Here is a 12,823-nt window from a genome sequence, read left to right on the forward strand (position 1 = left end):
CAGCTGTAGATCGTGATCTTCATGCTGTGGCCGCTTGTCGCCGGTAGTGGCTGGTCTAGGCTCGGGCTTGATGGCGGCGTCGCCAGTCGGACCAGCCCAGCCGGTGGGAGAGGCTGTGGATGGCCCTTCTTCACATCGCCGGTCTCGTCGACGACCAGCACCGCTGCCTCGTCGGCCAGGTGCTCAACGACGTAGTCACGGACGTCGTCCCGCACCGCGTCGGCGTCCCAAGAAGCCCGGCACAGCAGGTGCCGCATGCCGTGCGGGGGGGGGGCTTCCCCGGCCCATTCGGCGCTCGTCCAGCAGTTCTTGCGGGGCAGGTCGGCGAGCAGCCCGAGCGTCAACCGCCCAGCGCTATCGGGTGGCCGTCGCCGAAGTGGTGGGGCGGGGTAGCCGACCGCCAGCAGCACCGCTAGCGTCACCGTATGGACCAGGATGAACGGCTGCTTCACGCCTCGTCTTTCGGCGCGGCGGCGGACGCATACGCCGAGCACCGTCCGGACTACGCGCAGACCGCGGTGCGCTGGGCGCTCAAGCTCGCGCCCGGCCCGCGCGTGCTCGACCTCGGCGCCGGAACCGGCAAGCTGACCGCCACGCTGGTCGCGCTGGGTGTCGAAGTCATTGCGGTTGAGCCCGACCCGGCGATGCTGACCGAGCTGCGCCGCTCGCTGCCGGCTGTCCGTGCCCTGTCGGGTAGTGCTGAGGCGATCCCGCTGCCGGACGCGTCCGTCGATGCCGTGCTGGCCGGCAACGCCATGCATTGGTTCGACATGGCCGTCGCGGGATCCGAGATCGCCAGGGTCCTCGCGCCAAGCGGCGTCCTGGCCGGTCTGTGGAACGTCATGGACGACCGGGTCGAGTGGGTTTCCGGGCTCGCGCGGGTCAGCGGGAGCGCGGCCATCGGCCCGCGTGACACGCCCGCCAGCTGGCGCGTCGAGACGGCAAACATGCACCTTCCAAAGACTGGTGTGGCCGCCCGGTTCGGCTCGCCGGAGCAGGCTGAGTTCCCGCATGGGCAGCGCCGCACCGCCGGCTCTCTCGTCGCGACCCTCGCGACCCGCGCGGGGGTGCTGGTCATGCCAGAACAGCAACAAGAGGCCACGCTGGGCCGGATCCGCGCTTTCCTCGCGAGTAGGCCGGAGACCGCCCAGGGTGAGTTCACCCTCCCGATGCTGACCGGCGTGCTGCGCGTCCGCCGGCTGTGAAGCACCACGTCGGCAACGATCGATGACACGCCGCACACCGTCTTGCAAAGGCGGCTCATCCGCAGTCTCGTCTGGCGCTGACAGTCGGTCCACCTCGCTCGGAGAGCGGCAGCGATGACCAACGCCAACTCGCCTGCTGGCTCGCCACTTGAGGCTCCCAGACAGATGACAACCACCCCTAAAAGTGCCATGCACCACTGACACTCTCACCCCACCAGCAAGATCATGATCTACAGCTGGAGTATTAGGCTGACGGCCATGGGGGAGACGGTGCGGCGGGCGCGGCGCGCCACGGTACAGCTGCTGGCGGCGGCCGGGCTGTCGCTGGTGTCCTACCTCTTCCTCGCGGTGCTGCTGTTCACCGCCGTCGCGACGCTCCTCGTGGTGGGCGCGGGGGTGCTGCCGGAGACGGTGCTGATGCTGCGCAGGATGGCAGGGTTCAAGCGGCGGCGGATCGCGGCCTGGACGGGCGCGGCGGTCCCCGAGGCGTATCTGCCGCTGACCGGGGAGCTGTCCGCGCGGGTGCGCACCGCGCTCGCGGATCCGGGCACGTACCGCGATCTGCGCTGGCTCGCCGCGCACTTCGGCTACGGCTGGCTCCTGGCATACCTCGCGCTGCCGCTGTGGCCGGTCGGGCTGCTGGTGGACGGGGTGTGGTGCGGGCTGCTGCGGCGCCGGCCGGTGCTGCTCCCGCTGGTCGGGCGGCTGGCCGACCTCGACGCGGCGTGGTCGCGGACGCTGCTGCGCCCGGCGCCGGACAGCCTGCACAGCGCGCACCTCGCCGAGCGGGTCGAGGAGCTGACCGTCACCCGGGCCGGTGCCCTCGCTGCACACGGCGCCGAACTCCGGCGCATCGAACGGGACCTGCACGACGGCGCGCAGGCCCGTCTGGTGGCGCTGTCCATGCGGGTGGGCCTGGCCCGGCGCGCGTACGACAAGGACCCCGAGGCGGCCCGCCGGCTCCTGGACGACGCACAGGACCAGGCCGAGGCGGCGCTCGCGGAGCTGCGCCATGTGGTCCGCGGGATCCATCCGCCGATCCTCACCGACCGGGGGCTGGTGGGCGCGGTGCGGGCGCTCGCGGCCGGCAGCGGGCTGGAGGTGACCGTGCGGGCGGACGGGCTGGAGCCCGGACCGCGGGCCGCGGCGGCGGTCGAGGCGGCCGCGTACTTCGTCATCGCGGAGGCCCTGACCAATGCGGCCCGGCACAGTGGAGCGGACCGGGCTGCGGTGGAACTTGCCCGCAGGGAAAGGGCGTTGCGGGTGGTGGTGCGCGACGAGGGGCGGGGCGGCGCGGCACGCCCGCCGGCACCGGGGAACCCCGGCGGCAGCGGGCTGTTGGGGATCCGCCGCCGGGTCGCCGCGCTCGACGGGACCGTAGACCTGACCAGCCCCGACGGGGGGCCGACCGTGATCGAAGTGGAGCTGCCGTGCGCGTGGTGATCGCCGAGGACAACGCCCTGCTGCGGGAAGGGCTGGTGCTGCTGCTGACCTCCGCCGGGCACGAGGTGGTGGCGGTGGCGGCCAGCGGGCCCGAGGTGCTGCCGGCGCTGCTCACCCACCGCCCGGACGCGGCCGTGCTGGACGTCCGGATGCCACCGGGGTTCCGCGACGAGGGGCTGCGGGCGGCGCTGGCGGCGCGCCGGGAGATCCCCGGGCTGCCGGTGCTGGTGCTGTCGCAGTACGTGGAGGAGACCTACGCCGCCGAGCTGTTGGGCGACGGGGCGAGCGGGGTGGGCTACCTGCTGAAGGACCGGGTGGGGCGGGTCGATGCGTTCCTGGACGCGCTGGAACGGGTCGCGGCGGGCGGCACCGCGCTGGACCCGGAGGTGGTCTCCGAGCTGCTGACCCGGCGCCGCAACGACCCGCTGGACGCGCTGACCCCGCGCGAGCGCGAGGTGCTCCAGCTGATGGCCGAGGGCCGGGACAACACGACCATCGCCACGCTGCTGGTGGTCTCGGAGCGGGCGGTCAGCAAGCACATCGGGAACGTCTTCGCGAAGCTGGGCCTGCCGCCGAGCGACAGCGGGCACCGGCGGGTGCTGGCGGTGCTGGCGTACCTCCGCACGTCGGGGGCGCCGCGCGGGGCATGAGGCCGACGCCCGCCCCGAACGCCCGCAACCGGCCCGAACGCCCGCAACCGCCCCGGCCGCCCTCACCGCCCACTTCACCGGCAGCCAGCCGCACGCGGAGTCGCTCCGCAGCACCGGCACCCTGCACACCGCGACCGGCACCGGCCGGGTCGGCTTCATCGCTGCTGGCCGGGCTGGATCAGGCCATCGCCGACGGCGCCGAGGACCGGGTGACCGGCACGGTGGAGCGGATCACCGGGCGCCCGCCGCGCGGCTTCCCCGCGTTCGCCCGGGCGCAGTGGCCCGGCGGGGCCGCCCGCCCCTGACGGCGAACGGCGGCGCCTACCGGGCCGGGACCCGGGGCGCCGCCGCTCCGCCCCTGCGATGCCGGGGGCAGTTCACCCTCCCCCACACCGCGCCGGGAGGGGTCAGGTCACCATCCACCCACGCCGAACGGCGGGAACGGGCCGAAGGGGATCGCACGGTGGGTCAGCCGGGGCCGGGCACCGGGCCGGTTCGGCACGCGGGAGCTCGGCGAGACCACCGGCCGGGTGGGTACACGCCGGTACGACGAGGTCGCCGGCCGATTCGGCACCCGGGAGTTCGACGAGGCCGCCGGCCGGTTGGGGACCCGGGAGTTCGACGAGGCCGCGGGCCGGTTCGGCACCCGGGTGTACGGCGAGGCCGCCGGCCGGGTGGAGACGCGAGCCGGGGAGTTGACCGGGTCCTGTGGGTGGCCGGACGGGTTCGCGAGGTCACGCCGGTCGCGGGAGTCGGCCGGGTCCCGGCGATCCGCCACATCACCGGGGTACCGCGAGTCACCCTCATCCCGAGAGTCACCCCCGTCCCGGGAGTTGACGGGATCCCGCGGGTCCGCCACATCACCGGGGTACCGGGAGTCGCCCTCGTCCCGCGAGTCCGCCGGGTCGCGATGGTCCCCGTAGTCCCGCTGGTCCTCCGGATCCCTCCGGTCCCCCGAATCCCGCCGGTCCGACGGGTCCGACGGGTCGTCACGGTCCCGGTCGTACGAGGGGTCGGCGGACTCCGCGGGCTCCGGGGCGCTGGCCGGGTCCAGCTGCAGGCTGCCGTACCGCACCATGCGGGCGGACCGGCCGGCCGGCACGGTGGCCATGGACCTGCCCGTGCAGTCGCGGGAGGACCACAGCACCAGGTCGAGGGGGGTGTCGTTGATGACCTCACCGCCCGCGTCCCCGAGGCCGTAACAGTGATCGTCACCCGGATCGACGATCTCGTACCGCTTGTTGTTCGGCCGGGTGTGGAAGGTGATGGTGCCGGTGGTGGCCGCCGCTCCGAGCGGGCTGAGCAGGACGAACGCACTGGTCACGGCCACGGCGCCGAGGTAGACGGTCTTGTGTCGCATGGGCCGAGGGTTCCCGACGACATATCGGGCTATTCACTATTAAGCGGATATTCACCCCTCGCCTCCGTCACACTCCCCAGCCACAGCACGTCCCGCGCCCGGGTCATCGCCACAAAGAGCTGACTGCGAGCCAGTTCGCCCCGCTCACGGGCGGTTTCGACGCCGGCCCGGCCGGCCGCCGCGCCCTCCTGCCCGGCTGCCGGCCCGGCGTCGTGGCAGGGCAGGTAGACCCGCTTGAACTCCAACCCCTTGGCGCGGTGGTAGCTGCCGGTCTTCACCGCCTCGACCGGGTGGCCGTCGTACTGCTCCAGCGGGCATACCGGGATGCCGGCCCCGGTCAGCAGCCGCTGATAGCCCTCGACGGCGCGCTTGGAGGAGCACAGCACCGCGGAGTCCGCCAGCTCCTGCGGGGTCAGCGCGCGCAGGGCCGCCACCAGGGCCTCGTCGTGCGCGGCCCGGGTCGGCAGCACGGCGCGGTGCACCCGGCCGTGATGGTAGGTCAGCTCCACGTCCCGGCGGCCGGGGAGGCGCACCCCGTCGAGGTCCTCGAAGGCGTCCTCGGCGACCACGGACAGCGCGGTCTCCACGATCTCCCTGCTGTTGCGGTAGTTGGCCCGCAGGACCTGGCCGCGGTCGCCCCGGATGTCGATGCCGGCGTCCGACAGCCGGAACCCGCCCGGGTAGACGGCCTGTTGTCCGTCGCCCACCAGCAGCAGGCCGTTGGCGCTGTCGCCCACCAGGGCGTGCAGCAGCCGCACCCCGACCAGGGTGAGGTCCTGCACCTCGTCCACCACGACGGCGCTGTACGCGGAGTGTCCGGTGCGGCCGGCCGCCTCGGCGAGCGCCAGCGCGAGGACGTCGTTGAAGTCGTGCACCGCCCGCTCGGTGCGCTGGGCCTCGTACGCCTGGTACAGCGCCCAGACGGCCTGTCGGTGCGGGCGGCGCAGCCCGGCCCGGCGGCGCCGGCGGGCCAGCCCGGCGTACTCCTCGAAGGAGGTGATGCCGCGGCCCTTGATCACGTAGTCGATCTCCTCCTGCCAGTAGCCGGGCAGCGGGTCTATCTCGGCCAGGCAGCTGTCCCGGCCGACGTGCTTCCAGGCCATGCTGAAGGCGGTCTCCGCCTTCTCGGCGTGCAGCCGTACCGGCACCCCGCGGCGGTGCAGGTAGTCCTGGGCGAAGGAGTGCAGGCTGCTGAAGTCGACCCGGTCGGCCACTGCGGGGGCCAGGGACGCCAGGAAGGTGGCCTGGACGCGCGGCAGGTTGTTGGCGAAGGTCACGTACAGCACCCGGCCGCCGGTGCGCTGGGCGAGGTGGGCCGCACGGTGCAGGCCGACGACGGTCTTGCCGGTGCCGGCCGGGCCGCTGATCCGGGCGGGGCCGGACCAGTTGCGGCGGACCAGGGCGAGCTGGTCGGGGTCGAGGAAGGTCATCCACTGCTCGATGGGGGCCCGGCGGGCCTCGTCCAGCGCGGCCTCGCGCAGCCCGTCGAGGTCGAAGAGGCCGTCGTCGGCGGGCTCCGGCGGGCGGGGAGCGGGGCGCGGGGGTGCCGCGGCGGCCGGGTCCTCGTACTCGGGGAAGACCCGGCCCAGGTGGTCGGCGAGGGCCCGGACCGAGGCGGCCGGCAGCCGGGTGCGCTCCGACAGCAGCGCGGGGCCCATCTCGCGCTCGCCCAGCAGCCGCACCCGGCCGAGCTCGGCGTCGACCCGCTGCCCCACGAAGGCCATCAGCGGCCGCACCGCCACCGGCGACATCCCCAGGGACGCCACCGCGCCCTCGGCGGTCTTGGTGACCGCGAGCAGTTTGCGCCGGTGCTCGTCGCGGGAGAATCCGCCGGCCCGCAGCCGCCCGTTCGACGGTTCGGGTGCGGCCCGCCAGTTCTTGACGTCGATGACGAAGACCCCGCCGGGGCCGATCAGCAGCATGTCCACATTCGCGGCCCGGCTGCCCGGCCAGCGCCGGTCCACCAACAGCCGCCAGCCGCGCCGGGTGAGCATCAGCAGCTGGGCGGCGACCCGCCGCTCCCCCTCGCTCGCCGCCTCCCAGCGCTCGGCCTGCCGCCGGGCCGCCTGCCACTGCTCCCGCAGCAGCCGCTCCTGCCGACGGGCCTCCTGGGCCCGCCGGGACGCCGAGCCGCCCGCCGCACCGCCCGCCGTGCTCCCTGCCGCCATGCGTTCGCCCCCTCACCGCCGGCCCCCGCCGCTACGGGGTCATGAACCATAGGTGGGTCGCTCCTGACGCGGTAGTGCGCACGGCGGGAGCACGGGGGCACGGCCCGGGCCCGTGGACCGGCCGGCCCACGGGCCCGCACGGACCGCCGCGCGGGGCCTATCCGACGGCCCCGACCGTCCGCTGGAAGAGCCGGGCCGCCTGTGTTCCCAGGCCGGTGGGCGCGCCCAGCCACCCCGGCGAGCCCACCGGGTGGCGCAGCTCGGGCTCGACGTAGCGCAGGCAGCCCCGGTGCCAGGTGAGGATCCCCGCCAGCCAGTTCTCCAGCTCGCGCACATACCCGTCGAGCGCCCCGCGGGCCTCCGGCGAGAGCTGGAAGTCATCGCAGACGACCGGGAGTTGCTCGGCCGCGATGTGCTGGAACTCCCGCATGCGGGACGTCATCAGGTCGTTGACGATGGCCAGCGCGGCCGGGTAGTCGCAGTCGAAGAAGGTCTGGACGACCAGGATGCCGTTGTGCACCTCGCCCTCGTACTCGACCTCCTTCTGGTACGAGAAGACGTCGTTCAGCAGGCAGGCGAAGTCGGCGGCGGAGTTCTCCAGCGAGCGCAGGGTGCCGGTGCGGTAGACCTCCGGCGGGACCTGCCGGCCGTGGCCGATCCGGCTCAGGGCCATGGTGAGGTCGGAGCCGAAGGTGGCCCGGCGCATCTCGATGTAGTCGACCGGGTCCGGGACGCGGTTCTGGATCTGGTTGTCGATCTCCCAGAGCCAGCTGGCGACCATGGTGTCGATCGCCTCGCGGAACGTCCGGCGCTCCTCGGGCGTCATCGCCCCCGTCGTACGGGGCCAGAGGTCGGCCAGCGCGCGTTCCAGCGCGGTGGCCGGCTCCGGCACCGGGTGCGCGGGGTCGAGCGGCATGAAGAGCTTCAGCCGCTCGGTGCACGCCCGGGCCCCGGCGGCGTCGCGGGGGCGGCCGAAGACCTGGGGGTAGTAGTCGTCCGCGTAGGTGCCCCAGGCCAGCCAGGCGGTGGTCAGGTCGAGCTGCTCGGGGGTGGCGTCGGGGTGGATGCCGGCCGCGCACAGCGCCAGGTCGTGCCGGACCATCGCCGGCTCGTCCCAGACGTCGGAGAGCGGCACGCCGGGCTGCGGACGCAACAGCCCCATCCGGTGGGCCCACTCGACGACCCGGCGGCGAGCGCCCTCCAGGTGCGGGCTGAGGGTGGTGGCGAACGGCATGACGAGGTCAGGGATGCGGGAGGGGCCGACCCGCTGGTGCGGGACGTGGGTGGCGCTGCGGAAGCGGTGCCCGGCGGCGGTGGCCAGCGCCTTGTCGAGGTCGGCCGCGGAGGTGCCGAGCCCGCCGGCGGAGAACGGCGACCAGGGCAGGCCGGGGCCGGCCGCCGCCCCGCCGTCGTTCATGTAGCGGCTGGAGCGCAGGTGCCATTCGTGGCCGCCTGACTGCCAGTCCTGCAGCCCCTTGGCGTACGCCAGCACGTCCGCGCAGGACTTCGGGTCCAGGCCCTTCTCCACGAAGAGCGCGGGGAGTTCGGCGACGACGGTGTTCTCGAACTGCTGGAGGCGGGAGGTGATCAGGTCGTTGACGGAGTCCGCGGCCTGCTGCGTGGTGCAGTCCAGGAAGGTCTCCAGGACCAGCACGCCATTGCTCAGCTCGCCCTCCTCCTCGGTCTCCCGCTGGTAGGAGAAGAGGTCGTTGCGCAGGTGGACCCCGTCGGAGAAGGTGTCCTTCAGCACCCGCAGCGGCCGGGAGTCGGCGACCACCGCCGGGACCTCGGCGCGGGTCGCGTACTCCACCAGGCCCGCCGACCAGGGCGCACCGCCGACCTTGCGGCGCATCTCGATGTACTCGACGGGGTTGGGCACCCGGTTGATGTTGATGTTGGACAGTTCCCAGAGCGACTCGTTGAGCAGGTGCTCGGTGCTCTCGGCGAACCGGCGGCGCCAGTCCGTCGACATCTGCGGCACGGTGCGCGCCCACAGGTCGGCCAGCCCCGCCTCCACCGGGTTCGTCGGTTCCGGCATCGGCGCCGTGTCGTCCATCGGCATGAAGGCCGGCAGCCGGTCGAGGTACTCCTTGCCGCCCGCCCGGTCCAGGGTCCGCTTGAACTTCTCCAGGAAGTGGTCGTCGAAGAAGAAGACCCAGACGTACCAGTCCGTCACCAGCGACAGCGCCTCGGCGTCGCAGTCGGGGTGGGTGTAGGCGCACAGCAGGGCGTAGTCGTGGGCGTCGAGGTCGGACTGCTCCCAGATGCCCGAGCCCTCCAGCATGCCCATCGCCCGGGCCCACTCGGTGGAGTGCGTGCGCGCCGCTTCCAGGTGCGGGTTGAGCCGCGCCGGGTGCGGTGTGTAGAAGTCGGGCAGTTCGAATGGCTTGGTCACCGTTGCTGGCCTCTCCCCAATACGTGCGGAAGGAAGGCGTAACGGGCCACGCCCCCCTTGACGGGGCAGCGCTACCCCGGGGGTCGGCGCACTAGACCTTGTGGAGGATCAGCTTCCGCTTCCGCTCCCTTCGGCCCGATCGGCTTCGTTCACCGATCAGTTAGTGCTCATTTCTGACGTGGTCCTTTCGGACCGTGCCGCCGTACGGAGTGCCAGTTCCGCCAGCGCCTTCGGGGCGCCGGCCTGGCCGCGGATCCCGGGGAAGGCGTTGATGTCCACGATCAGCGGGGCGCCGCCGCCGGCGTCCAGGACGTCCACGCCGTAGACCGACAGCCCGAAGACCTCCCCCACCCGCAGCACGGCGGCCCGCCAGCTCTCCGGCAGCTCGGCGGCGGTCAGCGGCAGGGTCGGGCCGCGGCCGTCCGGCGCCAGCTCCGAGCGGCGCAGCCCGGCGAACAGCCGGCCGTCGACCACCCACAGCTTGTGGTCCCAGCCGCTGTTGGCGGTGAAGTCCTGGACCACCACCGGCTCCGCCGGCCACTGCGCGGCCAGCTCGCGCAGCCGTACGGCGGTGTCGGCGCGGGCCACCAGGTCGTGCCGCCGGCTGTGCCGGCTCTTGACCACCAGCGGTCCGGCCGGCTGCCCGGCCGCCGCCAGCTCCGCCATCGTCGCCACCGCTCGGGTCCGGGCGAACGGCAGCCCGGCCGCCCGGGCCAGCGCCGCCATCGCCACCCGGTCCTGGCACCGCGCCGTCGCCGCCGCCGAGTTGATCACCGGGACACCACGCTCCTCCAGGCGGGCGGCGAGCGCCAGCGCCCGGGGCGTACGGGCCTTGAGGAGGTAGACATCCGCGGGCGGGCCGGGCGGGAGCAAGGCCTCCGGGCCGGGCGGGGGTACGGCCCCCGGGCCGGCCGGGTCCAGGGTCTCCACCCGGTGGCCCGCGCCGGTCAGCAGTGCGGCGGTCGCGGCCAGTACCGGATGGGTGGCGTCCGCGGCGATCAGACCGACCCTCACCGGTCGCCGCCGATCGCCGCCAGCGGGGCCACCACCGGGACGGCGGCCTCCGGCCCCGGCCGCCCCCCGCCCCGGCCGGCCAGCCGCAGCACGGCGGCGGACACCCGGGCGACCGCGTCCGGCACCCGGCGGAAGCTGGGGAAGTCGTTGATGTCGACGACCACCGGCCCGTCCGGCCCCAACAGGACGTCCACGCCGTAGAGATCGAGCCCGAAGACCGCACCGACCTCGGTGACGATCCGGGCGATCTCGGCGGTCAGCGGCACCCGGCGCTCCCGTACGGCGTGCCCGGGGTGCAGCGGGGAGCGGCGCTCGGTCGCGTACAGCTCCCCGTCGACGGAGTACACCTTCAGGTCCGTACCGGAGTTGGGCACGTACGGCTGGGCGATCAGCAGCCCGCCGGCCGCCCCGTCCGCCCCCACCGGCCCGGTGGCGCACAGGTGGCCCGGCGACTCCACCCGCCGTACCTCGCGCCCGGAGCTGCCGTCCGCGGGCTTGACCACCAGGGGGAACTCCGCCTCGGGCAGTGCCGCGAACTCCTCGGCCCGGGCCGCCGCATAGGTCACCGGGACCGGCAGCCCGTGCTTGCGGGCGATCACCGCGGCCAGCGCCTTGTCGCGCACCCCGCGGATCGCCCGGGCGTCGTTGACCGTCGTCAGCCCGACCGTGGCGGCGGCCTCCAGCAGGGTCAGCCCCGGTCCGCCGGAGACGGTCTTGAGGACCCAGGCGTCATGGCTGCCCGCGCGCACCGCCTCGGATATCGGCAGCAGCGAGCGCCCCGGCCACACCACGTCCACCTGGTGCTCCCAGGCCCGGAGTTGGCGGATCACGTCCAGCGGCATGCCGTCGTGGCGGTACTGCTCCTCCACCAGGAAGCAGAGTCTCATCGGGGCACCCTCGTCATCGCCGCGCGCCGGTCCACCGCCGCCCGGCAGATCCATGACGCATCAGGATCCCACGCGGGGCCCGGCGGACCGGGCTCAGCCCTCGCGCGCGGCTGCACCCGGGCGGCGGCCGGGGACCCCCGCGGCCCGACGGCCGCCCCCCTGCGTCCCGCCGGTCCGCCGACCCGGCCGCCGCCGGGCGTCGACGCCCCTTTGACTCCCCTTGACGCCGCCTTGACCTGCGCGGACAGCGGAGGTGGGGGAGTGAGGGACGGGCCGTCGGCGCGCTACCGTGAGGCCACCGCGACGCAGCGGGACAGATGCACGGGAGGCCCATTGAAACCTCCCCTTCCTGGCGGAAGGGGATTCCTAGCTCACTTTGCCTGCCCCCTGGCAGGGGGCAGGGCTTACCAGATCAGCACTAGCCGGGTTGAGACCAGCCCGGACGAGCATCACACGGGCGGAGTTCTTGTCTCTGGGCGAGAGGGCTCCGCACGCGGTGCACGTATACGTACGTTCGGAAAGGGGCAGTGCGTGCTTGGCTCTCGCTCCGCAGTGCGCGCAGTCCATGGTGGTGTGCGCGGGGTGTACCAGGTGGACGGTCCGGCCGTGCTTGCGGCCCATCTCGATCAGGGCCGCCTTCGTGGCTCCGATCGCGGCGTCGGCCGCTTTGCGGGCCATGGTGGACTTCGCGAGGAATCTTGGACGGAAGTCCTCCACCGCGAGTGCATCGAAGTCCCGGACGACGCTGTTGGCCCACACCGAAGCACCCTCACGCAGCCACGCCATCGACTGCCGGGCCCCAGTCAGCATCTTGTCGAGCTGCGCCGGACCACACGTGACCTTCTCATCGGCATCCTTGTTGAGGGCGTAGACCTTGCGGGACATCGCCACGCACTCGTTCCACACCTACCGGCACCGCGCCCACTCGGCATCCAGCCGGGCAACCGCAGTCGCCGACACCCGAAGACGGAAGGTGTAGCGGGCGTGGCCGACATCAGCAGGCATTACCCCAACACCCCTTCCATTCCCCAGCAGTTGAGCTCAACTTACCAAAAAAGGGCAAGTCAGAGCATATGTGCAGAGAACTCCACCGCTTCGCGACTCCGACCCAAGGAACCGTTCCTCCCCGACCCAAAGGCCAGGGCCTCCCGGGAGGCCCAGTGAGCCACAAGGCCGCGCCCTTCGACGAACTCGATCGCAAGATCGTCGCGGCGCTGATCGACAACGGCCGGGCGAGCTTCGCGGAGATCGGCACGGCCATCGGGCTCTCCGCCACCGCGGTCAAACGGCGGGTGGACCGGCTGCGGGAGAACAACGTCATCACCGGGTTCACCGCGACCGTCCGGCCGGCCGCACTGGGCTGGCAGACCGAGGCGTACGTCGAGGTCTACTGCGACGGCGCGGCACCGCCCCGGCGGCTGGCCGAGGTCGTGCGCAACCACCCGGAGATCGCCGCCGCGATGACCGTCACCGGGGGCGCCGACGCCCTGCTGCACGTCCGCGCGACCGACGTCGAGCACTTCGAGGGGGTGCTGGAGCGGATCCGCACCGAGCCGTTCATCCGGAAGACGATCAGCTACATGGTGCTCTCCCACCTGCTGCCGGACAGCCCCGAGGCGGGAGCCCGGCACACCTCGCCCTGAGCCGCGCAGCGAACCGGCAGTAACAGCGGTCAAGGCGCAGGATTCCTGCTGGAACAAG

10 protein-coding genes and 1 pseudogene are annotated in these 12,823 nt (G+C 73.3%); 4 read left to right on the plus strand and 7 right to left on the minus strand.

Annotated elements, in window-relative coordinates:
* Nucleotides 1-122: 122 nt before the first annotated feature.
* Nucleotides 123-344, minus strand: a pseudogene (locus AB0G84_RS14270) (transposase); the annotation flags it as partial.
* An 81-nt stretch (nucleotides 345-425) separates the two neighbouring features.
* Here AB0G84_RS14270 and AB0G84_RS14275 point away from each other — a divergent pair.
* The 3 genes from AB0G84_RS14275 to AB0G84_RS14285 all read left to right on the plus strand — a co-directional run bounded on the left by AB0G84_RS14275 (nucleotide 426) and on the right by AB0G84_RS14285 (nucleotide 3,298).
* Nucleotides 426-1,205 carry a class I SAM-dependent methyltransferase gene (locus AB0G84_RS14275; RefSeq protein ID WP_361319632.1) on the plus strand — a complete coding sequence of 260 codons (780 nt, stop codon included), beginning with the start codon at nucleotides 426-428 and terminating at the stop codon, nucleotides 1,203-1,205.
* A gap of 258 nt (nucleotides 1,206-1,463) precedes the next feature.
* Complete coding sequence (locus tag AB0G84_RS14280) at nucleotides 1,464-2,648, plus strand: histidine kinase (protein WP_361319635.1); 1,185 nt, start codon at nucleotides 1,464-1,466, stop codon at nucleotides 2,646-2,648.
* Entirely contained in the window at nucleotides 2,636-3,298 is a 663-nt protein-coding gene (locus AB0G84_RS14285) for a response regulator transcription factor (RefSeq protein ID WP_361319638.1), read from the plus strand. The genes AB0G84_RS14280 and AB0G84_RS14285 overlap by 13 nt, the downstream gene beginning before the upstream one ends.
* Before the next feature lie 412 nt (nucleotides 3,299-3,710).
* Here the strand turns inward: AB0G84_RS14285 and AB0G84_RS14290 are convergent, their stop codons facing one another.
* The 6 genes from AB0G84_RS14290 to AB0G84_RS14315 all read right to left on the minus strand — a co-directional run bounded on the left by AB0G84_RS14290 (nucleotide 3,711) and on the right by AB0G84_RS14315 (nucleotide 12,028).
* Nucleotides 3,711-4,658 carry a chitin-binding protein gene (locus tag AB0G84_RS14290; RefSeq protein ID WP_361319641.1) on the minus strand — a complete coding sequence of 316 codons (948 nt, stop codon included), beginning with the start codon at nucleotides 4,656-4,658 and terminating at the stop codon, nucleotides 3,711-3,713.
* Nucleotides 4,659-4,687: 29 nt separating this feature from the next.
* Nucleotides 4,688-6,826, minus strand: coding sequence for a UvrD-helicase domain-containing protein (locus AB0G84_RS14295; protein WP_361319644.1), 2,139 nt, complete (start codon nucleotides 6,824-6,826; stop codon nucleotides 4,688-4,690).
* A 157-nt stretch (nucleotides 6,827-6,983) separates the two neighbouring features.
* Nucleotides 6,984-9,221 (minus strand): family 2 encapsulin nanocompartment cargo protein terpene cyclase, encoded by a 2,238-nt coding sequence (locus AB0G84_RS14300; protein WP_361319647.1) that lies wholly within the window; start codon nucleotides 9,219-9,221, stop codon nucleotides 6,984-6,986.
* A 156-nt stretch (nucleotides 9,222-9,377) separates the two neighbouring features.
* Nucleotides 9,378-10,235, minus strand: coding sequence for an alpha-L-glutamate ligase (locus AB0G84_RS14305; protein ID WP_361319650.1), 858 nt, complete (start codon nucleotides 10,233-10,235; stop codon nucleotides 9,378-9,380).
* Nucleotides 10,232-11,122 carry a hypothetical protein gene (locus AB0G84_RS14310; RefSeq protein ID WP_361319653.1) on the minus strand — a complete coding sequence of 297 codons (891 nt, stop codon included), beginning with the start codon at nucleotides 11,120-11,122 and terminating at the stop codon, nucleotides 10,232-10,234. Before AB0G84_RS14310 ends, AB0G84_RS14305 begins: the two co-directional genes overlap by 4 nt.
* A gap of 366 nt (nucleotides 11,123-11,488) precedes the next feature.
* Nucleotides 11,489-12,028 carry a transposase gene (locus AB0G84_RS14315; protein WP_361319656.1) on the minus strand — a complete coding sequence of 180 codons (540 nt, stop codon included), beginning with the start codon at nucleotides 12,026-12,028 and terminating at the stop codon, nucleotides 11,489-11,491.
* Nucleotides 12,029-12,282: 254 nt separating this feature from the next.
* On the opposite strand from AB0G84_RS14315, the gene AB0G84_RS14320 reads away from it, so the two are divergent.
* Nucleotides 12,283-12,765 (plus strand): Lrp/AsnC family transcriptional regulator, encoded by a 483-nt coding sequence (locus AB0G84_RS14320; RefSeq protein WP_361319659.1) that lies wholly within the window; start codon nucleotides 12,283-12,285, stop codon nucleotides 12,763-12,765.
* The last annotated feature ends 58 nt before the right edge of the window (nucleotides 12,766-12,823 follow it).

It is taken from the genome of Streptomyces sp. NPDC020742, assembly GCF_040641675.1.
Classification (GTDB): Bacteria; Actinomycetota; Actinomycetes; order Streptomycetales; family Streptomycetaceae; genus Streptomyces.

What these genes read in the sequence shown, in the direction of transcription:
- AB0G84_RS14275 (WP_361319632.1), top strand. Translation starts at nt 426, where the DNA reads ATGGACCAGGATGAACGGCTGCTTCACGCCTCGTCTTTCGGCGCGGCG.
- AB0G84_RS14310 (WP_361319653.1), bottom strand. Translation starts at nt 11,122, where the DNA reads ATGAGACTCTGCTTCCTGGTGGAGGAGCAGTACCGCCACGACGGCATG.
- AB0G84_RS14295 (WP_361319644.1), bottom strand. Translation starts at nt 6,826, where the DNA reads ATGGCGGCAGGGAGCACGGCGGGCGGTGCGGCGGGCGGCTCGGCGTCC.
- AB0G84_RS14280 (WP_361319635.1), top strand. Translation starts at nt 1,464, where the DNA reads ATGGGGGAGACGGTGCGGCGGGCGCGGCGCGCCACGGTACAGCTGCTG.
- AB0G84_RS14290 (WP_361319641.1), bottom strand. Translation starts at nt 4,658, where the DNA reads ATGCGACACAAGACCGTCTACCTCGGCGCCGTGGCCGTGACCAGTGCG.